General features: G+C 63.8%; 21 protein-coding genes and 1 pseudogene. 9 read left to right on the top strand and 13 right to left on the bottom strand.

Going from position 1 to position 24,592, the window contains the following annotated elements; all coding sequences use genetic code 11:
- The first annotated feature begins 73 nt into the window (after window positions 1–73).
- A complete protein-coding gene (dnaE, locus tag FJ425_RS09230; protein ID WP_140722856.1) occupies window positions 74–3,598 on the top strand; it encodes a DNA polymerase III subunit alpha in 3,525 nt (1,174 codons plus the stop codon).
- Window position 3,599: 1 nt separating this feature from the next.
- Here dnaE and FJ425_RS09225 read toward each other — a convergent pair whose 3' ends face one another.
- Window positions 3,600–4,487 carry a DMT family transporter gene (locus FJ425_RS09225; protein ID WP_140722853.1) on the bottom strand — a complete coding sequence of 296 codons (888 nt, stop codon included), beginning with the start codon at window positions 4,485–4,487 and terminating at the stop codon, window positions 3,600–3,602.
- 179 nt (window positions 4,488–4,666) lie between these two features.
- On the opposite strand from FJ425_RS09225, the gene FJ425_RS09220 reads away from it, so the two are divergent.
- Entirely contained in the window at window positions 4,667–5,170 is a 504-nt protein-coding gene (locus FJ425_RS09220; protein ID WP_140627393.1) for a hypothetical protein, read from the top strand.
- Window positions 5,171–5,174: 4 nt separating this feature from the next.
- Here FJ425_RS09220 and FJ425_RS09215 read toward each other — a convergent pair whose 3' ends face one another.
- Complete coding sequence (locus FJ425_RS09215) at window positions 5,175–6,503, bottom strand: DNA polymerase IV (RefSeq protein ID WP_140627395.1); 1,329 nt, start codon at window positions 6,501–6,503, stop codon at window positions 5,175–5,177.
- A 65-nt stretch (window positions 6,504–6,568) separates the two neighbouring features.
- Here FJ425_RS09215 and FJ425_RS09210 point away from each other — a divergent pair, with 65 nt between their 5' ends.
- Both FJ425_RS09210 and FJ425_RS09205 read left to right on the top strand, forming a co-directional pair.
- Entirely contained in the window at window positions 6,569–7,144 is a 576-nt protein-coding gene (locus tag FJ425_RS09210) for a GNAT family N-acetyltransferase (RefSeq protein ID WP_140627397.1), read from the top strand.
- A gap of 126 nt (window positions 7,145–7,270) precedes the next feature.
- Complete coding sequence (locus FJ425_RS09205; RefSeq protein ID WP_140627398.1) at window positions 7,271–8,848, top strand: hypothetical protein; 1,578 nt, start codon at window positions 7,271–7,273, stop codon at window positions 8,846–8,848.
- A gap of 9 nt (window positions 8,849–8,857) precedes the next feature.
- On the opposite strand, the pseudogene FJ425_RS09200 reads toward FJ425_RS09205, so the two are convergent.
- Both FJ425_RS09200 and FJ425_RS09195 read right to left on the bottom strand, forming a co-directional pair.
- Window positions 8,858–9,512, bottom strand: a pseudogene (locus FJ425_RS09200) (hypothetical protein).
- Window positions 9,509–9,808, bottom strand: coding sequence for a DUF3572 domain-containing protein (locus FJ425_RS09195; RefSeq protein WP_140627400.1), 300 nt, complete (start codon window positions 9,806–9,808; stop codon window positions 9,509–9,511). The pseudogene FJ425_RS09200 and the gene FJ425_RS09195 overlap by 4 nt, the downstream one beginning before the upstream one ends.
- 240 nt (window positions 9,809–10,048) lie before the next feature.
- On the opposite strand from FJ425_RS09195, the gene FJ425_RS09190 reads away from it, so the two are divergent.
- Entirely contained in the window at window positions 10,049–10,420 is a 372-nt protein-coding gene (locus tag FJ425_RS09190) for a response regulator (RefSeq protein WP_040995610.1), read from the top strand.
- A 31-nt stretch (window positions 10,421–10,451) separates the two neighbouring features.
- Complete coding sequence (locus FJ425_RS09185) at window positions 10,452–11,825, top strand: PleD family two-component system response regulator (RefSeq protein WP_140627402.1); 1,374 nt, start codon at window positions 10,452–10,454, stop codon at window positions 11,823–11,825.
- A gap of 490 nt (window positions 11,826–12,315) precedes the next feature.
- Here FJ425_RS09185 and rpmG read toward each other — a convergent pair whose 3' ends face one another.
- From rpmG to FJ425_RS09135, 9 genes are all read right to left on the bottom strand, one after another.
- A complete protein-coding gene (rpmG, locus tag FJ425_RS09175; protein WP_006201775.1) occupies window positions 12,316–12,483 on the bottom strand; it encodes a 50S ribosomal protein L33 in 168 nt (55 codons plus the stop codon).
- Between the two features lie 173 nt (window positions 12,484–12,656).
- Window positions 12,657–13,019 carry a nuclear transport factor 2 family protein gene (locus FJ425_RS09170; RefSeq protein WP_140627404.1) on the bottom strand — a complete coding sequence of 121 codons (363 nt, stop codon included), beginning with the start codon at window positions 13,017–13,019 and terminating at the stop codon, window positions 12,657–12,659.
- Between the two features lie 32 nt (window positions 13,020–13,051).
- Complete coding sequence (locus FJ425_RS09165; protein ID WP_140627406.1) at window positions 13,052–13,537, bottom strand: hypothetical protein; 486 nt, start codon at window positions 13,535–13,537, stop codon at window positions 13,052–13,054.
- Between the two features lie 92 nt (window positions 13,538–13,629).
- Window positions 13,630–14,805 carry an MFS transporter gene (locus FJ425_RS09160; protein ID WP_140627408.1) on the bottom strand — a complete coding sequence of 392 codons (1,176 nt, stop codon included), beginning with the start codon at window positions 14,803–14,805 and terminating at the stop codon, window positions 13,630–13,632.
- Between the two features lie 20 nt (window positions 14,806–14,825).
- Window positions 14,826–15,566 carry an NUDIX domain-containing protein gene (locus FJ425_RS09155; protein ID WP_140627410.1) on the bottom strand — a complete coding sequence of 247 codons (741 nt, stop codon included), beginning with the start codon at window positions 15,564–15,566 and terminating at the stop codon, window positions 14,826–14,828.
- A gap of 91 nt (window positions 15,567–15,657) precedes the next feature.
- Entirely contained in the window at window positions 15,658–16,101 is a 444-nt protein-coding gene (locus FJ425_RS09150; RefSeq protein WP_140627412.1) for a DUF983 domain-containing protein, read from the bottom strand.
- Window positions 16,101–18,407, bottom strand: a complete 2,307-nt coding sequence (gene rnr / locus FJ425_RS09145; protein WP_140627414.1) for a ribonuclease R — start codon at window positions 18,405–18,407, stop codon at window positions 16,101–16,103. The genes FJ425_RS09150 and rnr overlap by 1 nt, the downstream gene beginning before the upstream one ends.
- A gap of 6 nt (window positions 18,408–18,413) precedes the next feature.
- Window positions 18,414–20,981: a type I DNA topoisomerase gene (gene topA / locus FJ425_RS09140; RefSeq protein WP_140627416.1), complete on the bottom strand. Its 2,568-nt coding sequence runs from the start codon at window positions 20,979–20,981 to the stop codon at window positions 18,414–18,416.
- Between the two features lie 278 nt (window positions 20,982–21,259).
- Window positions 21,260–21,637, bottom strand: coding sequence for a hypothetical protein (locus FJ425_RS09135; RefSeq protein WP_140627418.1), 378 nt, complete (start codon window positions 21,635–21,637; stop codon window positions 21,260–21,262).
- A 165-nt stretch (window positions 21,638–21,802) separates the two neighbouring features.
- Here FJ425_RS09135 and FJ425_RS09130 point away from each other — a divergent pair, with 165 nt between their 5' ends.
- The 3 genes from FJ425_RS09130 to glmU all read left to right on the top strand — a co-directional run bounded on the left by FJ425_RS09130 (window position 21,803) and on the right by glmU (window position 24,583).
- On the top strand, window positions 21,803–22,549 hold the full coding sequence (locus FJ425_RS09130) for a cytochrome c biogenesis CcdA family protein (protein WP_140627420.1): 747 nt from the start codon (window positions 21,803–21,805) through the stop codon (window positions 22,547–22,549).
- Window positions 22,550–22,626: 77 nt separating this feature from the next.
- Window positions 22,627–23,064, top strand: coding sequence for a nuclear transport factor 2 family protein (locus FJ425_RS09125; protein ID WP_140627422.1), 438 nt, complete (start codon window positions 22,627–22,629; stop codon window positions 23,062–23,064).
- Between the two features lie 148 nt (window positions 23,065–23,212).
- A complete protein-coding gene (gene glmU / locus FJ425_RS09120) occupies window positions 23,213–24,583 on the top strand; it encodes a bifunctional UDP-N-acetylglucosamine diphosphorylase/glucosamine-1-phosphate N-acetyltransferase GlmU (RefSeq protein ID WP_140627424.1) in 1,371 nt (456 codons plus the stop codon).
- Window positions 24,584–24,592: the final 9 nt, after the last annotated feature.

The raw sequence follows: 24,592 nt of genomic DNA, 5'->3' as shown, positions 1-24,592 counted from the left end.
TGTGCTGGACTGGCATGGCCCCGTCCGGGACAATACATCTGCACCGATGAGTCTTGGCACAGCGTGAAAAAACATGGCGGATGAACGACTTCCACGCGATCCTTTGCAGCGCGAAGCCGCAGTGAAGGCCAGCCGGCCCGAAACGCCGGCGCGTAGGTTCATCCATCTGCGCGTGCATTCGGCCTATTCGCTGCTCGAGGGCGCCTTGCAGCTTGGCGCGATCGTCGGCCATGCCGTCAAGGACGAGGCGCCGGCGATCGCCGTCACCGACACCAACAATCTGTTCGGCGCGCTCGAGTTCGCGCAGAAGGCGGTCAAGGACGGCATCCAGCCGATCATCGGCTGCCAGATCGATCTGGCCTTTTCCGGCGAGGCGAGCGACGGCCAGCGTGATCGCCGCCGCCACGGACCGGAGATGTCGCCGGTCGTGCTGATCGCCGCCAGCGAGGACGGCTACAGCAATCTCGTGCGGCTGATCAGCAAGGTCTATCTGGAGACGCCGCCGGGCGAGCCGGTGCATTTGACCAGCGCTATGCTGGAAGATCGGTGCGACGGGCTGATCTGTCTGACCGGTGGGCCGCGCGGTCCGATCGGCAGTGCGCTCAAAGCGGACCGGCGCGATCTCGCCGAACAGCGGTTGCTGTTCCTCAAGGGCCTGTTCGGCGACAGGCTTTATGTCGAGCTGGAGCGGGTCGCCGGCTACGACCGCATGGTCGAGAAATCGACCGTCGACCTTGCCTATACGCATGACCTGCCGCTGGTCGCCACCAACGAGGCGTTCTTCTCCAAACGCGAGGATTACGAGGCGCATGACGCGCTGATTGCGATTGCCGAAGGCTCGGTGGTCGCCGCCGACAACCGCCGGCGGCTCTCGCCTGACAATTTCCTGCGCGGGCAGGCCGAGATGGCGCGCCTCTTTTCCGACTTGCCCGAAGCGATCGACAACACGGTCGAGATCGCGATGCGCTGCTCCTACTATCCGAAGACCCGCAGCCCGATCCTGCCGCGCTTCACCGGCGCCGACGCCGCCGACAAGGACGCAGCCGAGAAGGCAGAGGCGGCCGAGCTTGCCCGCCAGGCGCGCGAAGGCCTGGAGGCGCGGCTGGCCGCGCACGGGCCGACGCCGGGCTACACGGTCGAGCAATATCGCGAGCGGCTCGAATTCGAGCTCGGCATCATCGAGAAGATGAAGTTCCCGGGTTACTTCCTGATCGTTGCCGACTTCATCAAATGGGCGAAGGCGCAAGGCATTCCCGTCGGGCCGGGGCGCGGTTCGGGCGCCGGCTCGCTGGTCGCCTATTCGACCACCATCACCGACATCGACCCGCTGCGTTTCTCGCTGCTGTTCGAGCGCTTCCTCAATCCGGACCGGGTGTCGATGCCGGACTTCGACATCGACTTCTGCCAGGACCGGCGCGAGGAAGTGATCCGCTACGTCCAGCAGAAATACGGGCGCGACCAGGTCGGGCAGATCATCACCTTCGGAACGCTGCAGGCGCGCGCGGTGCTGCGCGATGTCGGCCGCGTGCTGCAGATGCCTTACGGCCAGGTCGACAAGCTCTCCAAGATGGTGCCGCAGAACCCGGCCAACCCGGTCAAGCTGGCGGATGCCATCGCCAACGAGCCGCGTTTCGCCGAGGAGGCGGAGAAGGAGCCGATCGTGCAGACGCTGCTCGACACGGCGCAGAAGCTCGAAGGCCTCTACCGCCATGCCTCGACGCACGCCGCGGGCATCGTCATCGGCGACCGTCCGCTGTCCGAGCTGGTGCCGATGTACCGCGATCCGCGCTCGGACATGCCGGTCACCCAGTTCAACATGAAATATGTCGAGCAGGCGGGGCTGGTGAAGTTCGACTTCCTCGGCCTGAAGACGCTGACGGTGCTGGAAACGGCGGTGAAGCTGATCCGCCGGCGCGGCATCGACATCGATCTCGCCACGATCCCGCTCGACGATCCCGACACCTACGCCATGCTGTCGCGCGGCGAGGTGGTCGGCGTGTTCCAGGTTGAAAGTGCCGGCATGCGCAAGGCGCTGATCGGCATGCGGCCGGACTGCATCGAGGACATCATCGCGCTGGTGGCGCTCTATCGCCCCGGCCCGATGGAGAACATCCCGACCTACAACGCCAGAAAGCATGGCGAGGAGGAGATGGCCTCGATCCATCCCAAGATCGACCATCTGGTCAAGGAGACACAAGGCGTCATCGTCTACCAGGAACAGGTGATGCAGATCGCGCAGGAGCTTTCCGGCTATTCGCTCGGCGAAGCCGACCTCCTGCGCCGCGCCATGGGCAAGAAGATCCGCGCCGAGATGGACAAGCAGCGCGAGCGCTTCGTCACGGGCGCGGTCGAGCGCGGCGTCTCAAAGCCGCAGGCCGATTTCATCTTCGACCTCCTGGCCAAGTTCGCCGACTACGGCTTCAACAAGTCGCACGCAGCCGCCTACGCGGTCGTTTCCTACCAGACCGCCTATCTCAAGGCGCATTACCCGGTCGAGTTCCTTGCGGCGTCGATGACGCTCGACATGAGCAATACCGACAAGCTGGCCGATTTCCGCCAGGACGCCATGCGCCTCGGCATTGAGGTGGTGGCGCCGTCGGTGATGTCGAGCTTCCGTCCCTTCGAGGTCGGCGAGAACAAAATCTTCTATTCGCTGGCGGCGCTGAAAGGTGTCGGCGACGCGGCGGTCGAGCACATCGTCGACAAACGCGGCGAGAAGCCTTTCAAGAACCTTGCCGATTTCTGCGAGCGGGTCGATCCGAAGATCGTCGGCAAGCGCGTCTTCGAAAGCCTGATCATGGCGGGCGCGCTGGATTGCTTCGGCCACGACCGCGCGCAGATGATGGCCGGCGTCGAGCGGATGATGGGCCTGGCCTCGCTGGCGCAGCAAAACGCCATCTCCGGCCAGGCCGACATTTTCGGCGCTTCGCTCGGGAGCCAGTCGCAGGCGCTCAACCTGCCGGCGACCGATCCGTGGCTTGCCGCCGACAAGCTGCACCGTGAATTCCAGATCGTCGGCTTCTATCTTTCGGCGCATCCGCTCGACGAGTACAAGGCAGCGCTGCAAAAGATGCGGGTGCAGAACTGGGCGGAATTCTCGGCTGCGGTCAAACGCGGCGCCGCCGCCGGGCGCCTCGCCGGCACGGTCACCTCCAAGCAGGAACGCAAGACCCGTACCGGCAACAAGATGGGCGTCGTGCAGTTTTCCGACACGACGGGACAGTATGAGGCCGTACTGTTTTCCGAAGGCCTGGCGCAGTATCGCGACATGCTGGAGCCCGGCAGTTCGGTGGTGATTATGGTTGCGGCCGAAGACAGGCCTGAGGGCGTAAACCTGCGCATCAACTCGGTGCAATCACTGGACGATGAAGCCAGCCGCATCCAGAAAGCGCTGCGCATCTTCGTCAGGGACGATGGACCATCGTCGATCATTCAATCGCAGCTCAAACAGCGTGGCGACAGTCAAGTCAGCATCATCGTTCTCAAGGGAGAGGCGCAGGGCGAGATTGAGATCGGCCTGGGTAATTATCGCGTCTCGCCGCAGATCGCCTCCGCCATGCGCGCGGTGCAGGGCGTGGTGGACGTGGAATTGGTTTAGCTCAGGGCGTTGCCGCCTCCGCCTCTGCCACCCGCGGCGTCTTCTTCTGCAGGTTGAGCAAATTGCCGGCGAGAATGAGGGCCGCGCCGCCGGCGGTGAAGACGTCGATCTGCTCATGGTATAGCAGCCAGCCGACCAGCGCCGTCAGCGGCACGCGCAGGAAATCCATCGGCGAGATGATCGTGGCATCGGCATGGACCAGCGCGCGGGCCAGGCAGAAATGCGACGACATGCCGGTGAAGGCGATGACGAAGATCCATGGCCAGAGCCCTGGCGAAGGGTTGTGCCAGCTATAGAGAGCCGGGATCAAGCCAATCGCCGACTGGATGATCAGCATCCAGAAGATGATGCGCACCACGCTTTCGGTTTTGGTCATCGACTTGACCAGCACCATCGAGATGCCGAAGCAGACCGCGGCGCCCAGGACGACGAGGTGGCCCGGATCCATCGAGCCGGCGCTGGGGCGCACGATGACGACCACGCCGATCAGGCCAAGCACGATCGCCGTGAGCTTCGATCGCGACAGCTTTTCCCCCAGAAAGCTGACCGCCAGGATCGCCGTCCAGATCGGCGTGGTGAACTCGATCGAGATCAGCACGGCGAGCGGAATGAGCGTCAGCGCGTAGAGCCAGGCGGCCTGGCCGGTATAGTGGATCATGTTGCGGGCGATATGGGCGAGGGGGCGCTCACTGCGCATCGCGGCAAAACCGCCGCTCATCATCACCAGCGGCAAAAGGATGAAGAAACCGATCACCGAGCGCAGCTCCAGCACCTGGAAGACGTTGAGCTCGGCCGTCGTCTCGCGGCCGGCAACCGACATCGCCAGCATCGAGGCGATTGACAGAGCCATCCAGAACGCGGCTTTTGGGATCGAGGGAGCGGGCGCCATTTGGGGCCCTATGTCGCAAGCCCGAACCCGGGCCGCAACCGTTAGCGGCGTCATTCCACTGGGCCAGCGGAGCGGGCGTCAAAAAACCGTCATCGCGGCGGCGGAACCTGGTGGCTGGGCATCCGTTAAGTCCACGCCTTCCGTCGGAAGGCGCATGATCGCGAGAGGGAAACGTCTTGATGAAATTGACCGCCGCTGTGCTGGCCGCCGCCTGTCTTTTCTGCGCGACGGCCGCGCATGCCGACGAGGCGGCTTTCCTGCGATCGCTGCAGGGGAAGTTCGCCGGTAAGGGGACGGTCAGGATCAGAACGAACACGCCGGTGATGAACATCAACTGCAACTTCACTTCGGACGCGACGGCGGACTCGCTCTCGCTTGACGGCACCTGTCGTGCGTTGTTGATCATGTCGCGGGAAATCCGCGCCGACCTGAAGGTCGACGGGGCGAGCTACACTGGCACTTACATAGGTTCGCGCAGCGGACCTGCCGGGCTCAGCGGAAGCCGCAAGGGCGATGCAATCAACCTCGACATCCACTGGGCGAAAGTCGTCAATGGCGACCGCAATGCGGAGCTGACCGTAGAAAAGATCGGGCCGGACAATATGCGCATGACGGTGACCGACATGGATCCGGCAACCGGCAAGATGGTGGTGACGAGCCGGATCGACCTCAAGCGCACCTGACGCTTCAATCTTCCAGCGGCTCGGGCGGATTGGCGGCGCGGCCCTTGCCGAATGTATAGCCGGTCTCGACGGCTTTCCTGCCGAACTTGTCGCGCAGCGTGTCCATCGCGCCTTCGGCAAGCGCGCGCTTGCGCGATTGCACGTCGACCAGATCCGGCGGATCGGCCTTTTCGTCGTCGGAGAGGTCGCTGACGCCGATGCCGAGCAGGCGGAATTTTGTGCCGTCGGCCTCGCGGCGCAACAGGTCGAGCCCGGTCTGGAAAATGCGGTCGGCCAGGCGCGTCGGATCGCCGAGCTGGCGGTTACGGGTGCGGGTCTTGAAGTCCTGCGTCTTCAGCTTCAGCACCACGGTGCGGCCGGCGATGCCGGATTTCTTCAGCCGCGCCGAGACCTTTTCCGACAGCCCGCGCAGCACCGGCACCAGCTCCGCCAAGGCGGCGATGTCGTTGTCGAAGGTGGTTTCGGCCGAGACGCTCTTGGCATCGCCGTCGGGATCGACCGGGCGGTCGTCCTCGCCGCGCGACAGGCGGTAGAGCCGGTCGCCCATCACGCCATAGCGGCGCATCAGGTCGCCGCGTTCCATGCGCTGCAGCTGCCCGATCATGCGGATGCCGTCGCGCTCCAGTGTCGCGGCCAGCGCCTTGCCGACGCCCCAGATCATCGTCACCGGCTGCGCGGCGAGGAAGCTTGGCGCCTCGGCTTCGCCGATCACGGAAAAGCCGCGCGGCTTGCGAAAGTCCGAGGCAATTTTCGCCAGGAACTTGCAGTAGGAGAGGCCGGCCGAAACGGTGATGCCGAGCTCCTTTTCCACCGTCTGCGCGAAGCGCCCCAGCACCAGCGCCGGCGGCATGCCGTGCAGCCGCTCGGTACCGGCGAGGTCGAGAAAGGCCTCGTCGATCGACAGCGGCTCGACCTGCGGCGTCAACGCCTGCATCAACGCCCGCACCTGGCGGCCGACGCCGACATATTTTTCCATGTTGGGCGGGATCACCACCGCTTCGGGGCACAGTTCGAGCGCCTTGAACATCGGCATGGCCGAGCGGACGCCATGGATGCGGGCGATATAGCAGGCGGTGGAAACGACGCCGCGCCGGCCGCCGCCGATGATGACCGGCCTGTCCTTCAGCGCCGGGTTGTCACGCTTTTCGACCGCCGCGTAGAAGGCGTCGCAATCGATGTGGGCGATCCGCAGCCGGTAGAGCTCGGCGTGACGGACGAGGCGCGGGCTGCCGCAGCGATCGCAGCGACGCGTCTCGCCGCGCTGGAAAGCCAGGCAGTCACGGCAAAAACCGTGTTCGGGATTGTTGACAGGAGCCGCCATCGCTGCGAACATAAAGAGAACAAATGCAATGGTACGACAGCGCAAGGCTGGCAACAAGCTTGGCCTGGGGAGAACGCATGAGCACGACCATAGCACCGCTGACTCCTGAACGCTGGCCCGATTTCGAGGACCTGTTCGGCAAGCAGGGCGCCTGCTACGGCTGCTGGTGCACGCATTTCCGGTTGTCGCCGGCGGAGCGCCGCGCCAGCGACAAGGAGCGCAACAAGGATCTCATCAAGGCGCGAATCGAAACGGGCCCGCCGCCGGGGCTCTTGGCGCTCGATGACGGCAAGGCCGTCGGCTGGATGCAGATCGGCCCTCGCGCCGACGTGCCTGAGTGGAACAATCAGGGCAGGGGCTCGGCGCCGGTTGATCCTGCCGATGCCGGCGACCCGGCCGTCTGGGCGATCTCCTGCTTCTTCATCCGCGCCAGGGCAAGGGGCCGGGGCATCACGCATCGCCTTGTCGAGGGCGGCATCGCTTTCGCCCGCGAGAATAGAGCGAGGCTGCTGGAAGCCTGCCCGATCGACCTGTCGCGCGATTCGCGCTCGATCGGGCTTTTCGTCGGCTCGTCGCGGGTGTTCGAGAAGGCCGGTTTCGAGAGGCTGGTGGAGCGCAAGCCCGGCCGGCCGCTGATGCGCCTTGTGCTTTAGGCGGCTGATGCGTCTGGTGCTTTAGCCGGATGAGCTTTTGGCCTACAGTCGGCGTCTTGCGGCTGTTACGCTTCTTGCCTACCAGAAGCATGAATATTTCGTCTTCCGAAATCACGGAGAACTGACGTGAAGCGTATTTTGCCATTTGCCTTTGCCCTTGCGCTCAGCGCGCCGGCTTTTGCCCAGACCGTCGACAATCAAGGCGCCAAAGATCTGTCCGACAATCTGGCGCGCTATTTCGGCAAGCAGGCGTTCGACAAAGGCGTGCTCAAGGTTTCGGTCGAGGGCGACGCCTACAAGATCGCGCTTGACGTCAAGGCGCTCGTCAATGCGCTGCCGGAACAGAAGCTCCTGAAATTCGACATGGCGCCATACGCGCTGATGGTGAAGCCGCGCAGCGACGGGTCCTGGGACGTCTCGTCGAATTTCTCGCAAGGCGCATCCTTCGAGTTCGAAGGACCGGAAGGCCGTCAGAGCATGGAGTTCACGATCAAGGACGGCAAGCTGACCAGCGTCTACGATCCGGCCCTTGCCGCCTTCACCAGCGCGACCAGCTCATTGGCCGGAATGACCATGACGTCCCGGCAAGCCAAGCAGCAGGCAGATGTCTCGACCGGCGCCGGCACCGCCAACGTTACCGCGACCAAATCCGCCAATGGCGGCGTCGACTTCACGGCTACGCAGAAAGTCTCGGACTTCGTCGAGATGATCAAGGTGAACGACCCCGACAGCGGGATGAACTTTCCGCTCACCTTGAAGACGCCGGAACTTTCGGTGGACGCACACGGCAAAGGCGTGCGGACGAAGCCGCTGCTCGACCTGCTTGCCTTTGCCGTGGCCAATGAAGACGAAGCCAAGCTCAAGGCCAACCAGGCCGAGCTCAAATCGTTGATGCTGGCCGCGCTGCCCATCTGGGAAAGGGTCGACGGCAATTACGGCTTCAAGAATTTCGAGGTGGACAGCCCGGTCGGCAAGTTCGGCGCTACGCAATTCAGCACCGCATTCGGCATGGATGGCGTCTCCCAGAACGGCAAGGTCGATTACGCGATCAAGGCTGCCGGCCTGACGATCCCGCATCAGACCCTGCCGGAATGGACCACGCCATTGCTGCCCACCGACATCGACCTGAATTTCGGCGGCGCCAATATCGATCTCGATACGATGGCGAAAAAGGCGATCGAAGCCTTTGATCTCAATAAGAATCCGCCGCTGTCGGACGAATTCGGCAAAGCTTTGGTCGCCGATTTCAAGGCCAAAAATCCGAAGGTCGTGATCGGGCACAGCACGGTGAAGAACGGAAGTATCGAGGTTGCGCTGGAAGGCGAGATGACCTTTCCCGGCGAGAAACCCGATGCGACCGTGACCGTCGATGTCGCCGGCTATGACAAGATCATCGATGCCTTGAAGGAAGCCGCCAAAAGCGATGAGCAGATGGCGCAGGCCTTCCCATTTGCGTTGGCCGTCAAAGGTTTTGGCAAGACGCTGCCGGACGGCCGGCTGGAGTGGATGATCAACACCAAGGCCGATGGATCAGTCACGGTCAACGGCGCCATGCTGAAGGGACCGGACGCCGCCCAGGACGACAGCGCGGGCCAGGATGACAACTCAGGCGACGACGGCGCGGGCGGAACGGATGATTCCGCCGGCGGCGATGATTCGGACGGCGGCGACAATGGTGGGGCCGGAGCGAAGCTGAAGCCTTGAGTGCTTAGGTTAAAGCCCGAGCGCGGCTGCGATCTTTGGCGCCGCATCGCGCCAGTCCTCGACCGAGATGATGTCTTCCGGCGTCGGCGGCAGGAAGGGCGCGCAGCGAGTTGTCAGCCATCAAATGGAAGAGGTGGGCATCGGCCACGGAATTGCGCGCCGAAACCAGGTTGGAAGGCTGGTCGTCGACGAAGGCGACGGGCCGGCTCTTGACGCCGCGCAGTTTCGCGATGGCAGGTCCCTTGGCCATTTCCGTCGTCAGCAGCGGATAATTGAGTCCCAGCGCATCGAGATGCGCGCGGCGCACGGCGCGGTGCTTGTGCGGCATGGCGGTCAGCAGGACGATCTCGGCGCTTCGTCCGAGCATCGCCAGCGCGTCCGCCGCGCCCTCGGCGATGCTTTGCCAATCCGCCTGGGCGTCGAAGAATTCGCCCAAAAGCGCCGTCACTTCCGGCTGCTCGATCAGCCGCCCGCTCGCCGTCTCGGCGATGTTGCCGGTGAGGCGGAAGGAAGCCAGCGTCAGCCCGAAGCCGCGCGACTTCAGGAAATGCGGGAAGGGCCGGACGAATTCGAGCACGACATCGTCGACATCGAGCACCAGCAGCGGCCGGTCATCGACGGCAAGCTCTTCGATCTGCCGCGCCGTCTCGGGATCGTCGCTCATGTCGAGCGCTCGTGATCGTCGTCGCCGAGCGGAAGGGCGCGCAGCGCCTTGCCGACGGCGGCAGGCGGCGTGCCGGTCTCTTCGGCGAAGCGCAGAAGCGTCGGCTCGTGCGCCAGGATGAATTGCAGAACGCCGGCAAGGAAGCCCGGCTCAGCTGCGGCCCTGCGGATCGAGTTCGCCTCGATGCCGGTGATCGCCAGGAAGCGGGGCAGAAGCTCCGGGTCGGCGGCGACGAAGGCCAGGGCCTTGACGGCAACGGTTTCCGCTTCCTCGCGCATTGACGCTGCGTTCGCCATCGTTACCTTTGCAATGGTGGATTTTTTCGAGTCTCCTTCCGCAGTAACGGCAAGCGTCGCTTGCGGCAAGCCTCCGCTCTTTCCCATGCAACGTCCGAAGGTGGAATTGGTGCAGCTTTCCAACCTCCGGTTTCCGTTTCGTCAATCATATTGGGTTAGAGTGGAAATGGGTTGGGTGCGGTCCGAAGGGGACGCATTGCGACGGCCTTCGGCTTCGAGGGCGGTCGGGACGGGAAACTGATGGCTAAGAAGGTGATGATCGTCGAGGACAATGAGCTTAACATGAAGCTCTTTCGGGACCTCATCGAAGCCAGCGGTTACGACACGGTTCGCACGCGCAATGGCCTGGAGGCGCTCGACCTCGCGCGCCAGCACCGGCCGGACCTCATCCTGATGGACATCCAGCTGCCGGAAGTGTCCGGCCTGGAAGTGACCAAATGGCTGAAGGAAGACGACGAATTGCATTCGATCCCCGTCATCGCCGTCACCGCCTTCGCCATGAAGGGCGATGAGGAGCGCATCCGCCAGGGCGGCTGCGAGGCCTATATTTCCAAGCCGATCTCGGTGCCGCGCTTCATCGAGACGATCAAATCCTATCTGGGCGACGCCTGATGCCCGAGACCAGCAGAACCGGAGTTTTGAGATGACCGCGCGGATCCTCGTCGTCGACGATATCCCCGCCAATGTGCGGCTGCTGGAGGTTCGGCTGCTTGCCGAGTATTTCGAGGTGCTGACGGCCAATAACGGCCCGGATGCGATCGAGACCTGCGAGAACGGCAAGGTCGACGTCGTGCTGCTCGATGTGATGATGCCGGACATGGACGGGTTCGAGGTCTGCAAGCGCTTGAAGAGCGATCCGGCGACCTCGCATATTCCTGTCGTCATGATCACCGCGCTCGACCAGGTGTCGGACCGGGTGCGCGGCCTCGAGGCGGGCGCCGACGATTTCCTGACCAAGCCGGTCAACGACCTGCAGCTGATGACACGCGTCAAGAGCCTGGTCAGGCTGAAGTCGCTGACCGACGAGCTCAGGCTGCGCGCCTCGACCACGCGCAATATCGGCATCGAGGAGCTTCTGAGCCGCGATTTCGCGACCGAAGACGCCAAGCCGCGGGTGCTTCTCATCGATGAGCGCAAAACTTCCGTCGAACGCATCCAGAAGATGCTGCGCAACACCGCCGAGCTCGATGTCGCGACCGACCCGAATGCGGGGTTCTTCCAGGCGGCCGAGACGGCGTATGAATGCGTGCTGATCTCGACTGCCTTCTCCGACTTCGATGCGCTGAGACTCTGCTCGCAGCTGCGTTCGCTCGACCGCACCCGCTTCCTGCCGATCATGCTGCTCGCCGACGAGGGCGAGGAGGGCCGCATCCTGCGTGGCCTGGAACTTGGCATCAATGACTACCTGATCCGGCCGATCGACCAGCACGAGCTGACGGCGCGCCTGCGCACACAGGTGCGGCGCAAGCGCTACAACGACCAATTGCGCGCCAGCGTCGCGCAGACGATCGAGATGGCGGTGATCGACGGGCTGACCGGGCTGCACAACCGCCGCTACCTCGACAGCCATCTGCAGACGCTGTTCGATCGCGCCGTGGCGCGGCGGCGGCCCCTGTCGGTGATGATCACCGATCTCGATCGCTTCAAGTCGATCAACGATACCCATGGCCATGACGGCGGTGACGACGTTCTGCGCGAGTTCGCCCGGCGGCTGCGCAAGAATGTGCGCGGCATCGATCTCGCCTGCCGCTTTGGCGGCGAGGAGTTCGTCGTGGTTATGCCTGACACCGACGGCGCGGTCGCCGAGAAGGTTGCCGAACGCATTCGCGCCGAGATCGCGCAAGCGCCTTTTGCCATCGGTGCCGACGGCAAGGCGATCGAGGTCACGGTCAGCGTCGGCGTGTCCTCGCTTCTGAAAGGGACCGACAGCGTCGCCGCCCTGATGAAGCGCGCCGACCTTGCGCTCTATGAGGCCAAAAGCGGCGGCCGCAACAGGGTGGTCGCCAAGGCTGCCTGAAAACACGTCGCGATCTTTCAGACCCCGCACGCGCCGGTCTTTATCCCGAAACCGGTTTCCAGTTTCGGGAGACATGCTCGGCAAAAAGGCGACGATTCTCGGCCGTCCCAACAGGGTTACGAATTTACCTTAACCCAAGCGATTCGTGAGCGGTGGTTAAGAAATGGTTGATTTTTATAAGGTCTTGCGCAAATCTGCGACGCATAGACAGAAGACGAGGCCGGCGCGAGGGTAGAGTAGCCGGCTCGATCCAAAAATACCCCATGATGCTCAGGTCCGCCGCATCTCCTGGGTCCGTGGGGTCGGCCGGCCGGCGCTGGCACATAGTGGCCTCCTCGTACCGCTGCCAACCGCCGACCGGCCCCCTTTTCTCAAAAACCGACATCGGAACCCCGTGCTTGATCGTGGCACGGCTCCTTTGTCGTACGGGCGACCTAAAACAAAAACGCCGCCCTCTGGGCGGCGTTTTTGGTTTCGCAGGATAACCAGATTACTTGATCTTGGTTTCCTTGAACTCGACGTGCTTCTTGGCGACCGGATCGTACTTGCGGAACGAGAGCTTGTCCGTCTTGGTACGGCTGTTCTTGCTGGTGACGTAGAAGAACCCGGTGTCGGCGGTCGACAGAAGCTTGATCTTGATGTTTGCGGCTTTGGCCATGATTTTCGTCCGTTAATGTTCGTGGAGTTTTGGCCGCTGAAGCACGGGGAAAACACCCGGACGCGGGAAACTTGGCGCGACACATAAAGAACGCGCCCGGAAAGTCAAGCCCGAGCGCCCTCCGAGCCCGCGAGCGCCCGAGGATCGTTCCGGATACGACGATGAGTCACGGCTCATGGAAGGATGGATGGCTGGTCGATCACCCAGAGCCATGTGCCGTCGCCTTGCCGGCGAGCAATTTCCACAGTCACCGTGCCATTGGGAAGGCGCGTGGAGGTGAGAGCCAAATCTCCGTTGATCATAGCCGGACGCTGATCTCCAAGTTCAAACTTTGGCCCCGCCATCACCAACTTGGCGTAGAACGCGCGGATGGCGTCCCTGCCGCGCGCCAACTGCCCGCTGCCGATATCGAGGATGGCATCGGGCGCGTAGAGAGCGGCCATGCCTTCAGCGTCTCCCGCCTGCTGGCGAGCAACCAAAAGCCGCGCCAGGTCCTGAGGATCGCGTGCGGGCATGCGGGTTGCGTGGTCATTCATCGGCGATTTCCAAGCGCTGCAAGGCTCCGGCTTTACTCCGCCGCAACCGATTCCGGGCTTGGCGCCTTGCCGAGTCGATCCTCACCCGCCTTTTTCCAGTCGCCCGTGGTGTTCCACCAGCGGTTGGGATTGGCACGGTCGTCAAGACCCTTGGAACGGCTGGCGAGCAGCGGCTGGATGCGGATGACGGGCTCCTGATAGGAATGGGCCTGGAATATCGCCTCGACGACACGGGCGGCGAGCACCTGGTCGTCGGCGATCTCGAACGACACTTCGACGGTGCCGGGTCGCCGGCGCAGTTCGGTCTCAGCGCCGGCCGCGGCGCCTTCGAGAGGCCGGTAATGCTCGATGCCTTGCGCCGATTGATAGGCGTTGGCGTCATACTTGCCCATGCGCAGCGGCGTGATCGCCACCACGGCCTCCATGATGCGCTCGACATCGACGGCCGGTGCCTGGAACGTGACGAGCAGAAGCAGTTCCATCCTGAGGGATCTGGTTTCAAAGCCGCTGTCGACCATCGCAATTCTCCTACCTCGCGTCGGAGGCAGGTTATAGCAGGGGTGCTGCTGACACGGTGATGTCAGGATGCCCGACGCTTCAGCGGCATTGCCTAGAGAATCTTGCGCACCAGCCTGACCAGGATCAGAGCCATGTAGGCGGCGAAGAAAAAGGCCAGCGACCAGCCGAAGCCGGATGGGCCAAAGGCATCCATGCCGATGCCGATCGCCTGCGGACCCAGCACCATGCCGACGCCATAGCAAAGCACGAAGGCAGCATTGGCGGATGCCAGTTCATGGCCGGACAGCTGCGAGCCGAGATGGGCAAGGCCGATCGTGTACATGGCGGCGACGACGCCGCCCCAGACGAACAAGAGGGCCGCCATCAGATGCCAGTTCTGCGCGAAGAACGGCATGAAGACGGTGCCGATGAGCCCGACCGTGGCGCAGGCCAGCAGCAGGTAGCGGCGGTCGGAAACGCGGTCGCTGATCATGCCGATCGGGATCTGCAGCAGCACATTGCCGAGCCCGATCATTGTCAGGAGCAGCGCGGCGTCGGCTTCCGAATAGCCGATGCGATTGCCGTAGACGGGGAAGAGCGAGAAACCGCCGGTCTCGACGGCGCCGAAAACAAGCACGGCGAAGGTCGCGGTCGGCACCAGCCAGATATAGCGCAGGAAGTGGCTGGTCTCGCTGTCGGCGACGATGGTCGGGCTCTCGTTGCGGGCGGCCAGCACCGGAATGGCGGCAAGCGTCACCAGCGCTATGGTGACGCCGAACGGCAGGAAGCCCGTGCTGCCTAGATGGGCGAACAGCCATGGTCCGGCGGCGAAGCCGAGCGACAGCACGGTGGCGTAGATGCCGAGCACAAGGCCGCGCCGGTTCGGCGGGGCGGAGGTGCTGATCCAGAATTCCGACAGGATGAACAATACCGTCAGCGAAATATGCAGGGCGACGCGGAGCGGAAACCACATCCAGAATTCCGGCGCGAAATGGAAGCCGACGAAGGCGAGCGCGCCGATGGCAATCATCAACAGCATGGTCCAGGCGACGCCTAGCCGCATGGCAAGCGGGGTAGCGAGCGGCGCGCCGGCAATCGAGGCGAGACCGGCGACAGCGGTGTTGAGACCGATCATCGAAGCGGAATGGCCGCGACTTTCCAGAATGACGCTGAGCAGCGGCATGCCTAAGCCTATGGCGATGCCGACGACGCTGATCGAAGAGATCGCCGCGACCATCGGCAGCCAGTGTACGCGTTCGTCGCCCTGTTGTTGGGTATCGACCGTCATGGGATCAAAATGCTCTGTTTCTAAAGGACTTCGCGGACGAAGCGGTTGCGGACGAGCCGGAAGAACGGCACGGCGCCCCCCGGCCGCAGCAATGGATCTTCGGCAAGCCGACTTTCCAGTTCTTCCAGGACCACGCCGGTGATGTCGGGGATGTCGGCCTTGCGGGCATCGGCAAGCGGCAGCCAGACAAGTTCTTCGAGTTCGTTCGTCGGACCGCCGCCGGGCAATTCCACGGCAACGTCGTGGCGCCAGGCGCTGAAAAAACGCGTGTCGAAACGGCGCACGCGATTGGGCGGAGTGATGGCGCGGGCGACGAAGCGGAGCGCGTCAAGCGAGGGGACTACGCCATGTTCGGCAAAACCCTGCCAGTCGCGCTTCGCGGTCGAGAAGGCGCCCTTGCGGCCGATCAGCAGGCCGGCTTCCTCATAGGTCTCGCGAATCGCCGATAGGGCGATTGCGCGGGCCCGCGCCGCGCTCGCGCCGCCGGGGCCTGCGGCCAGCTTGCCTTCTTCTTCACCCCGCAGAGGGGCAGCGACGGGAACGCGGCTGTCGGCGGGATCGGTGCGGCCGCCGGGGAAGACGAATTTTCCGGGCATGAAGGCGTGCCCGGCATGGCGCCGGCCCATCAGCACCAGAACATCCTTGTCCCGGCGATCGAGCAGAATGAGGGTCGCCGCATCACGCGGGCGCAACGCCCGGCCGCTGCGTACGGCCAGGCCCTTATCGAGCTTGTCGACATCCGCCTTGGTCATTCCTTCCATGCGCTCGACCTAGCGGAAACTTCCTTGATGCGAAAGTGGCTTGCGCGTCGCGGCCTTTGCACCAGGGCCGACCGCGGTGCGGCCTGGCTTATCAATGGCTCTCGAATTCGTCCTTCTCGTCGCCGAAGCCGTGCATATAAAGCGCCCATTGCAGGCCGATGACAGCGCCCTTGACTGGCTGCAGCAGCGCAACGGCCAGAATGATGGTCAACGGCACCCAGATCAGCGCGTGCTGCCACGTAGACAGCGTGGTGGTCGCCTCCACTGCCATGAAGGAGCCGACCACGATGTGGCCGACAATGACGATGACCAGATAGGCAGGCAGGTCGTCCGCGCGATGGTGGTGCAGTTCCTCGCCGCAGACCCCGCACTTGTCGACGGGCTTCACGAAAGCGCGGAACAGCTTTCCCTTGCCGCAATGCGGGCAGCGGCCGAGTATCCCGCGCTTGATCGCCGTCCACAGCGGACGCGCGACGCGGCCCGAATGATGCTTGCCGCCGAAAACCTGTTCTTGCACTTGGACGTTACCTGGCATTATCGTCTCCTGCCGCGCGGTCCCGAGCGCGATTGCGACGCGCGGGCGCGGCCCTTGGCCTTGTGGAACGACCGCCTTGAGCCGGGCAGGGGCTTCGGGTCGGTCAGCATCTCGAAACGCATCGCGCCGGCCATTGGCGCGACCTCGACCAGCCGGACTTCGACACGATCGGCAAGCTGATAGCCCTTGCCGGTGCGTTCCCCGAACAGCGATCGGGCGGTTTCGTCGTAGATATAGTAGTCGCCGCCCAGAGTTGACACCGGAATAAAGCCGTCGGCGCCATACTGCGGCAATTGGACAAAGAGTCCCGCCTTGGTGACGCCGGAGATGCGCGCGTCGAACGTGTCGTTGACGCGCTCGGCGAGATAAGCGGCAATCAGCCGGTCGACCGTATCGCGCTCGGCCGCCATGGCGCGACGCTCGGTCGCCGAGATCAGCGCGGCGACCTCTTCCAGCCGGTCCGCCTCCTGCTGCGCCAGGCCGCCGGGCCCGAGGCCAAGCGCCGCGATCAGTCCACGGTGCACGATCAGATCGGCGTAGCGGCGGATCGGCGAGGTGAAATGGGCGTAGCGCCGGAGGTTGAGGCCGAAATGGCCGATGTTCTTCGGCGAGTACTCCGCCTGGCTCTGCGAGCGCAGCACCACTTCGTTGACCAGCGCCTCGTTGTCGGCGCCGCGCACCCGCTCCAGAATGCCGTTGAACTGGCTCGGCCGCATCTGCGCGCCGCGCGCCAACGACAGGCTGAGCGTTGCCAGGAACTCGCGCAGCGATTCCTGCTTGGCGAGCGACGGCGCGTCATGGATGCGGTAGACGAGCGGCTCTTTCTTGCCCTCCAATGTCTCGGCGGCCGCGACATTGGCCTGGATCATGAATTCCTCAATGAGCTTATGCGCGTCGAGGCGCTCCGGCACGACGACGCGGTCGACCGTGCCGTCGGGCTTCAGCAGGATCTTGCGCTCGGGCAGGTCGAGCTCAAGCGGCTGGCGGGACTGGCGGCCGCGCCTGAGCACGGCGTAGGCGTCCCATAGCGGCTTCAAAGCGCTGTCGAGGATCGGCCGTGTCTTGTCGTCGGGCACGCCGTCGATCGCGGCCTGCGCCTGCGGGTAGGCGAGCTTGGCGGCCGACTTCATCATGACGCGGTGGAAGGAATGCCTGAGCTTGCGGCCTTCCGAGGAGAAGGTCATGCGCACGGCGATTGCCGGCCTGTCTTCGCCCTCGCGCAGCGAGCAGAGATCGTTGGAGATGCGTTCAGGAAGCATGGGCACGACGCGGTCCGGAAAATAGACCGAATTGCCGCGCTTCAGGGCTTCGCGGTCGAGCGGCGTGCCGTAGCGAACATAGGTTGCGACATCGGCGATCGCCACGGTGATGACAACGCCGCCGGGATTCTTCTTGTCCATGTCCGGCGTGGCGAAGACCGCGTCGTCATGGTCCTTGGCATCGGCCGGATCGATGGTCACCAGCGGCAGACTGCGCCAGTCCTCGCGGTGATCGAGCGTCGCCGGCTTCATCGCTTCGGCCTCGGCAATCACGTCCGCAGGAAAGACATGGGGAATGTCGTGGGCGTGGATGGCGATCATCGAGACCGCCTTCTCGCTGCTCAGCGAGCCCAGCACCGCCAGCACCTTTGCCCGGGGCAGTCCGTAACGGGATGCCCGCGCCGGCTCCACCTCCACCAGATCGCCATTCCTGGCGCCGTTCTGGAATTCCTTGTCGACGATCAGTTCCGGCTGGCGCCGTTCGACCGGCTCGATGCGGAACGTCCCATCCTTCAGCACGCGAAAGACGCCGAGCACGGCGTCGCTGCGCTTCTCGAAGATCTTCATCACCCGCCCGGTATAGGCAGGGCCTGACGGATCGTCGGTCGGGAAAGTCTTGGCAAGCACACGGTCGCCAATGCCGGGGACCGGGCCTCCGGCGGCGCGCGAGATGCGGATGGCGATGACGGGGGGCGAGCCGGCGCCGGTATATTCACTTGGATTCGCCAGAAGCACGCCGTCATCGTCGCGGCCAAAAATGTCGAGCACCGCGACATGAGGCACGGCGCCCGCGCGGGTGAGGCGCTTGCGCTCCTTGTTGAGGAGGCCTTCGTCCTGAAGGTCTCGCAACAGGTCTTTCAGCCAGATGCGGTCCTCGCCGCGCAGCGCGAAGGCCTTGGCGATCTCGCGCTTTCCGGAGCGATCGGGATTTTCGGCGATGTAGCGCAGGACCTCGTCACGCGAGGGACGATAGTCGTCCTTGACCTTGGCCCTGGTGTCGGCGTTGCGCGGATCGCCGTGGCTTCTTCCGGAGATCCTGCGCGCCACGTCCTGCTATCCCTTCTTCGCCGCCCGGCGGAAGGGCTTTTTGCCGCCTCCGCCCTTGGCTTCCTTCTCGGCAATCAGGGCGAGCGCTTCGTCCATCGTCACCGATTGCGGGTCCTTGCCTTTTGGCAGCGTCGCATTGACCTTGCCGTAGTTCACATACGGACCATATTTGCCGTCGCGCACGACGATCTTGCCGCCGCCGTCGGGATGGTCACCGAGGTCCTTCAACGCCGCCGGCGTGGCGCCGTTGCGGCCACCCTTGCCCTTCTGCTGCTTCTCGGCGATCACCGAAACGGCGCGGTTCAGCCCGATCGAGAACACGTCCTCGATGCTTTCCAGATTGGCATAGGTGCCGTCATGCAGCACGAACGGGCCGTAGCGTCCGAGGCCGGCCGAGATCATCTTGCCGGTTTCGGGATGCTTGCCGACATCGCGCGGCAGACCCAGCAGCGCCAGCGCCTTCTCGTGGTCGATCGAGTCGGGCGTCCAGCCCTTGGGCAGGCTGGAGCGCTTGGCCTCCTTGCCCTCGCCGCGCTGGATATAGGGGCCGAAACGGCCGCTGCGCAGGGTAATTTCCTCGGCGGTGTAAGGGTCCTTGCCGAGCAGCTTGACGCCGTCCTCGCCATTGCCGTTCTCGCCATTGGGATTGGCGGCGTCGCCGAGCTGGCGTGTGTAGGAGCACTCGGGATAGTTCGAGCAGCCGACAAAGGCGCCGAACTTGCCGAGCTTCAGCGACAGATTGCCGGTGCCGCATTTCGGGCAGATGCGCGGATTGGAGCCGTCCTCGCGTTCCGGGAAGACCAGCGGCGCGAGTTCTTCATTGAGCGCATCGAGCACGTCGGCGACGCGCAGTTCCTTGATGTCGTCGACGGCGCCGGAGAAATCCTTCCAGAAGTCGCGCAGCACGTCCTTCCAGGCGAGCTTGCCGTCGGAAATCTCGTCGAGCTTCTCCTCGAGCGAAGCGGTGAAGTCGTATTCGACGTAACGTTCGAAGAAGCTTTCGAGGAAGGCCGAGAGCAGCCGGCCCTTTGCCTGCGGCACCAGCCGGCGTCGGTCGATGGTCACGTAGTCGCGGTCCTCGAGCGTCTTCAGGATCGCGGTGTAGGTCGATGGCCGGCCGATGCCGAGCTCTTCCAGCTTCTTGATCAGCGACGCCTCGGAATAGCGCGGCGGCGGCTCGGTGGTATGCTGGGTGGCGTTGATCGCCTGGCGGGCGAGCTGCTCGCCGGAGCGGATCTCGGGCAGGCGGCGGCTCTCCTCGTCCTCCGCGTCCTCGTCCTTCTGGTCGGTATAGGCGGCGATGAAGCCGTCGAAGCGGATAACCGAACCGACGGCCCGAAGCTCGGCAGCACGAGCGCCGTTGACGGCTTCGATCTCGACCGTGGTGCGTTCGATCTCGGCCGGCTGCATCTGGCTGGCGATGGCACGCTTCCAAATCAGCTCGTAGAGGCGCGCCTGGTCGGCGTCGAGATACTGCCTGACCGACTGAGGCGTGCGCCCGAAATCGGTCGGGCGGATCGCCTCATGCGCTTCCTGGGCGTTCTTCGCCTTGGTGGTGTAGAAACGCGGCTTCTCCGGCAGGTACTTCGCGCCGAACTCGCTGACTATGGCGCTGCGGGCAGCCTCGATCGCCTCCGGCGCCATCTGCACGCCGTCGGTACGCATATAGGTGATGAGGCCGGCGGTCTCGCCTCCGATGTCCATGCCTTCATAGAGCTTTTGCGCGACCTGCATGGTGCGCGTGGCCGAGAAACCGAGGCCTGACGAGGCGGCCTGCTGCAGCGTCGAGGTGGTGAAGGGCGGGCCGGGATTGCGCTTGGTAGGCTTGGCCTCGACCGACAATGCCTTGAAGGTCGCGCCTTCGAGCATCGCCTTGATGTCGTCGGCCTGAGTCTTGTTGGCGATGTCGAGTTTTTGCAGCTTCTTGCCGGCAAAGGCGGTCAGCCGCGCCTCGAAACTGTCGTTGCGCGGCGTGCCGAGGATGGCTGCGATCTGCCAGTATTCCTCGCGGATGAAGCGCTCGATCTCGGATTCGCGGTCGCAGACCAGGCGCAACGCCACCGACTGCACGCGGCCGGCGGAGCGGGCGCCCGGCAGCTTGCGCCACAGCACCGGCGACAGCGTGAAGCCGACGAGATAATCGAGCGCGCGGCGGGCGAGATAGGCGTCGACAAGCGGCGCGTCGATCTGGCGCGGATTGGCCATGGCATCCAGCACCGAGGCCTTGGTGATGGCGTTGAAGACGACGCGGCTGACCGGCTTGTCCTTCAGCGCGCGCTTCTGCTTCAGGACTTCGAGCACGTGCCAGGAAATCGCCTCGCCCTCGCGATCCGGGTCAGTGGCGAGGATCAGCCCATCGGCATCCTTGACCGCCTTGGCGATGTCGGCGAGGCGCTTGCCCGATGCGGTGTCGACCGACCAGGACATGGCGAAGTCCTCGTCAGGGCGCACCGAGCCATCCTTGGCCGGCAGATCGCGGACATGGCCGAACGAGGCCAGAACCTTATAGTTCTTGCCGAGATATTTGTTGATTGTCTTCGCCTTGGCCGGCGATTCGACGACGACGACGTCCATGAGGTCTCTTATTCAGCTGTGAGGTGGCGGAAGAACTCCGCGACGCGCGACGAAATCCCACTCTTTTCGTCGCTCACATGGCCGTGCTTTTGCGATCGGTCAAGGGGAAGCCGCCAATTTGGGAAGCGGCCGCTGGCAATACACTCTTAGAGTGTATGGCAAAGATCACATTTTTGGGGATGGAGGCATGCACGCCTCGAACCGGGCGGACGATCGGTAATCAACAACAGGCTGCCGGATCAAGGGAACCGGCAGCCGGGGCATTCAACAGCGTTGCCTCAGTCGGCCTTGACCACGTGCCAGGCGCCGGCAACGCCTTCGCCGGTCATGTCGCCGGCCTTCTCGTCCTTAACGAAGGTATAGACCGGCTTGCCGTCATAGGCCCACATCTTGCTGCCGTCGGTGCGGTCGACGATCGTCCATTCATCGTCGGCCTTGGCCCCGGCCTCGGCCTTCAGCGGCGGCCAGTTGGCGGCGCATTTGTCGTAGCAATTGGACTTGCCCTTCTCGTCCTTGTCGAAGGTATAGAGCGTCATGCCCTTGGCGTCGGTATAGATCTTGGTGCCGCTGACTTCGGCTTCCTTCCAGGCTTCGGCGGCCTGGGATGCGGCGGTGCCCAGCAGTAGCGCGGCAAAGCCGAGTGCGATTGCTTTCACGGTAGTCTCCCTGAAACAAGCGCGCGGCAGTCGCGCGCTTGTTCGGTCAACGCGTTGGGATGCCTGTTTCTTCCTGAGGCGAAGCGGCGACGTGCCACACAATGGTGATTGGCACGGGCGTGCCCGCATCGCTATATCGACGCCAGCACAATCGGGACTCATTGAATGGCATTGGACATCGGCTATGTCAGCGCGGTCGGGGCAGGGGCGATCTCGTTCCTGTCGCCTTGCGTGCTGCCGCTGGTGCCGCCCTATCTTTGCTACATGGCCGGCGTTTCGGTCGACGATTTCCGTGGCAATCAAAGCGTGACGGCAAAGGAAGGCGCGCGCGGCGCGCTGCTTTATGCTTCCGTGGCCTTCGTGCTCGGCTTTTCCACCGTCTTCGTGGCGCTTGGGGCCGGCGCCTCGACCATCGGCCGCCTGCTGCGCGTCTGGCAGGAGCCGCTGGCGATGGCGGCGGGCGTGCTGATCATCATCATGGGCCTCAACTTCCTCGGTATCCTGCGCATTCCGCTTTTGTCACGCGAGGCGCGCTTCCAGTCGCAGGGCAAGCCGGCCAGCATGATCGCGGCCTATGTCATGGGGCTGGCCTTCGCCTTCGGCTGGACACCTTGCATCGGCCCGGTGCTGGGGCCGATCCTGACTTTGGCCGGCGGGCGCGAGACCGTGGGCGAGGGCGCGCTGCTGCTTGCCGCCTATTCCCTCGGCCTCGGCATCCCGTTCCTGATCGCGGCGCTGTTTTCCGGCGCCTTCATGCGCTTTCTCGGCAAATTCCGCGTCCATCTCGGCCGCGTCGAGAAGACGATCGGCGCGCTGCTGGTCGTCGCCGGCGTGTTTTTCCTCACTGGCGGCGTGCAGAGCGCGTCCTACTGGCTCTTGGAGAATTTCCCGGTTCTGGGAAGGCTGGGATAGGCGCCACCGCCGACCCGGAACGATGGCTGAGAGCCGATGTTACAAGCTTGTACGCAAGCAGTTGCAACGAGGCGGGAATGATAGCCAAGGCGGATGTGCAGACGTTCTTCAAGAGCTATGAGAAGTTCTACAACGATGCGATCGCCGGCAATGTCGATAGGGGCGATGTCGGCGCACTGTATTCGACCGGCTTCGTCTCGGTGACGCCGGCCGGTGTCATGGCGGGCGAGAACGGCCAGCAGCTGAAAGACACGATGAAGAAGGGTTTTGAGGCCTATCGCGCGCTGGGCAGCAAGAGGATGACCTGCAAGGATGTCTCGGTGACCCCAATCGATCAGGACCATTGCGTGGCCAAGGTGCAATGGTCGGGCGAATATGAGCGCAAGGACAAAAGTTCGGTCACCATCGATTTCGAAGTCGACTATCTCGTCGAACGGCGCGATGGCAGCTTAAAGGTGTTCGGCTGGATTTCGGGCGATGAACAGGCGGAGCTCAAGAGGCACGGGCTGCTGTAGCGGCGATTGCGGGATTTTTCCTTGGTAGAGCTACTGATTGAAAGTCAGTTGCTGAACCTATCTCACCGGAATTTAACCGCATTGGTGCAGCATGGCCTGCGCTGCTAGCATGCATTGATTCAAACCTTTTTCATACGGTTGCCCATCCATGAGCCAGAGAACCTGCCTGTCCGTTATCCTCGCCGCCGGCGAAGGCACGCGCATGAAAAGCGCGATGCCCAAGGTGCTGCATGCCATTGCCGGCCTGCCGATGGTGGCGCACGTCGTGAAAGCCGCTGAGGCTGCCGGCGCGACCGGTGTGGCGCTGGTGATCGGCCACGGCACAGACGAGATGCGCAAGGCGGTGCAGAAATTCGCGCCAAAGGCGGAGACCTTCGTGCAGGAGAAGCGGCTCGGCACCGGGCATGCGGTCCTTGCCGCGCGTGAAGCGATATCAAAGGGTTATGACGACATTCTCGTGATGTTCGGCGACACGCCGCTAATCGATGCGCAGGCGCTGGCCGCAGCGCGGCAGAAGCTGGCGGAGGGTGCCGCCGTCGCGGTCATCGGCTTCCGTCCGCCAAGCCCGACCGGCTACGGCCGGTTGATCGAAAAGGGCGGCCGTCTCATCGCCATCCGCGAGGAGAAAGACTGCTCGGAGGAAGAGAAAAAGATCGGCTTCTGCAATGCCGGCATGATGGCGGTTGCGGCCAAGCATGCGCTGCGGCTGCTCGACAAGGTCGGCAACAAGAACGCGAAGGGCGAATTCTACCTCACCGACATCGTTGAGATCGCCGGCGCGGAAGGGCTCGACGTGGTAGCGACGGAAGCGAGTTTCGAAAGCGCGCTCGGCATCAACAACCGGGCCGAGCTCGCCGAGGCGGAAGCCATCTGGCAGACGCGCCGGCGGCGCGAGGCGATGCTGTCTGGGGTCACGCTGATCGCGCCCGAAACCGTCTATTTCTCGCACGATACCGAGATCGGCACCGATACGATCGTCGAGCCGAATGTCTGGTTCGGGCCGGGCGTCAAGATCGCATCGGGCGCCAAGATCCATGCTTTCAGCCATATCGAGGGCGCAACGATCGCCTCAAACTGTGATGTCGGGCCGTTCGCGCGGCTGCGGCCCGGCGCGGACCTTCGAAACAAGGCAAAGGTCGGCAATTTCTGCGAGGTCAAGCAGGCGACGATCGAGGAGGGCGCCAAGGTCAACCACCTGACCTATATCGGCGATGCGCGCGTGGGTGCGGCAGCCAATATCGGCGCCGGCGCCATCACCTGCAATTATGACGGCTACTCGAAATTCTTCACCGACATCGGCGAGGGGGCCTTTGTCGGTTCGAATTCCTCGCTGGTGGCGCCGGTTTCGATCGGCAAAGGCGGCTATATCGCTTCCGGCAGCGTGATCACCGAGAGTGTGCCCGATGATGCGCTCGCCTTCGGCCGCGCCCGCCAGAAGACGATTCCCGGCAAGGGCAAGGAGTTGCGCGAGCGCTTCGCCTCGGCCGCCGCGGCGAAGAAGAAGGCTGCGGCGGAATAGCGAGCAGGG

Source organism: Mesorhizobium sp. B2-7-2 (assembly GCF_006440775.1).
In the GTDB taxonomy this organism is placed as follows: Bacteria; Pseudomonadota; Alphaproteobacteria; order Rhizobiales; family Rhizobiaceae; genus Mesorhizobium.
The sequence above is the reverse complement of the archived record's forward strand: the minus strand, read 5'-3'. Positions and strand labels throughout refer to the sequence as shown.

Excerpts from the sequence above, each read along its gene's own strand:
- FJ425_RS09155 (WP_140627410.1), bottom strand. The coding sequence starts at position 15,566 with ATGGAAGGAATGACCAAGGCGGATGTCGACAAGCTCGATAAGGGCCTG.
- FJ425_RS09225 (WP_140722853.1), bottom strand. The coding sequence starts at position 4,487 with ATGGCGCCCGCTCCCTCGATCCCAAAAGCCGCGTTCTGGATGGCTCTG.
- FJ425_RS09130 (WP_140627420.1), top strand. The coding sequence starts at position 21,803 with ATGGCATTGGACATCGGCTATGTCAGCGCGGTCGGGGCAGGGGCGATC.
- topA (WP_140627416.1), bottom strand. The coding sequence starts at position 20,981 with ATGGACGTCGTCGTCGTCGAATCGCCGGCCAAGGCGAAGACAATCAAC.
- FJ425_RS09185 (WP_140627402.1), top strand. The coding sequence starts at position 10,452 with ATGACCGCGCGGATCCTCGTCGTCGACGATATCCCCGCCAATGTGCGG.
- rpmG (WP_006201775.1), bottom strand. The coding sequence starts at position 12,483 with ATGGCCAAAGCCGCAAACATCAAGATCAAGCTTCTGTCGACCGCCGAC.
- FJ425_RS09150 (WP_140627412.1), bottom strand. The coding sequence starts at position 16,101 with ATGCCAGGTAACGTCCAAGTGCAAGAACAGGTTTTCGGCGGCAAGCAT.
- FJ425_RS09160 (WP_140627408.1), bottom strand. The coding sequence starts at position 14,805 with ATGACGGTCGATACCCAACAACAGGGCGACGAACGCGTACACTGGCTG.
- dnaE (WP_140722856.1), top strand. The coding sequence starts at position 74 with ATGGCGGATGAACGACTTCCACGCGATCCTTTGCAGCGCGAAGCCGCA.
- FJ425_RS09210 (WP_140627397.1), top strand. The coding sequence starts at position 6,569 with ATGAGCACGACCATAGCACCGCTGACTCCTGAACGCTGGCCCGATTTC.
- FJ425_RS09220 (WP_140627393.1), top strand. The coding sequence starts at position 4,667 with ATGAAATTGACCGCCGCTGTGCTGGCCGCCGCCTGTCTTTTCTGCGCG.
- FJ425_RS09170 (WP_140627404.1), bottom strand. The coding sequence starts at position 13,019 with ATGAATGACCACGCAACCCGCATGCCCGCACGCGATCCTCAGGACCTG.
- FJ425_RS09125 (WP_140627422.1), top strand. The coding sequence starts at position 22,627 with ATGATAGCCAAGGCGGATGTGCAGACGTTCTTCAAGAGCTATGAGAAG.
- FJ425_RS09215 (WP_140627395.1), bottom strand. The coding sequence starts at position 6,503 with ATGTTCGCAGCGATGGCGGCTCCTGTCAACAATCCCGAACACGGTTTT.
- FJ425_RS09190 (WP_040995610.1), top strand. The coding sequence starts at position 10,049 with ATGGCTAAGAAGGTGATGATCGTCGAGGACAATGAGCTTAACATGAAG.
- FJ425_RS09165 (WP_140627406.1), bottom strand. The coding sequence starts at position 13,537 with ATGGTCGACAGCGGCTTTGAAACCAGATCCCTCAGGATGGAACTGCTT.
- FJ425_RS09195 (WP_140627400.1), bottom strand. The coding sequence starts at position 9,808 with ATGGCGAACGCAGCGTCAATGCGCGAGGAAGCGGAAACCGTTGCCGTC.
- glmU (WP_140627424.1), top strand. The coding sequence starts at position 23,213 with ATGAGCCAGAGAACCTGCCTGTCCGTTATCCTCGCCGCCGGCGAAGGC.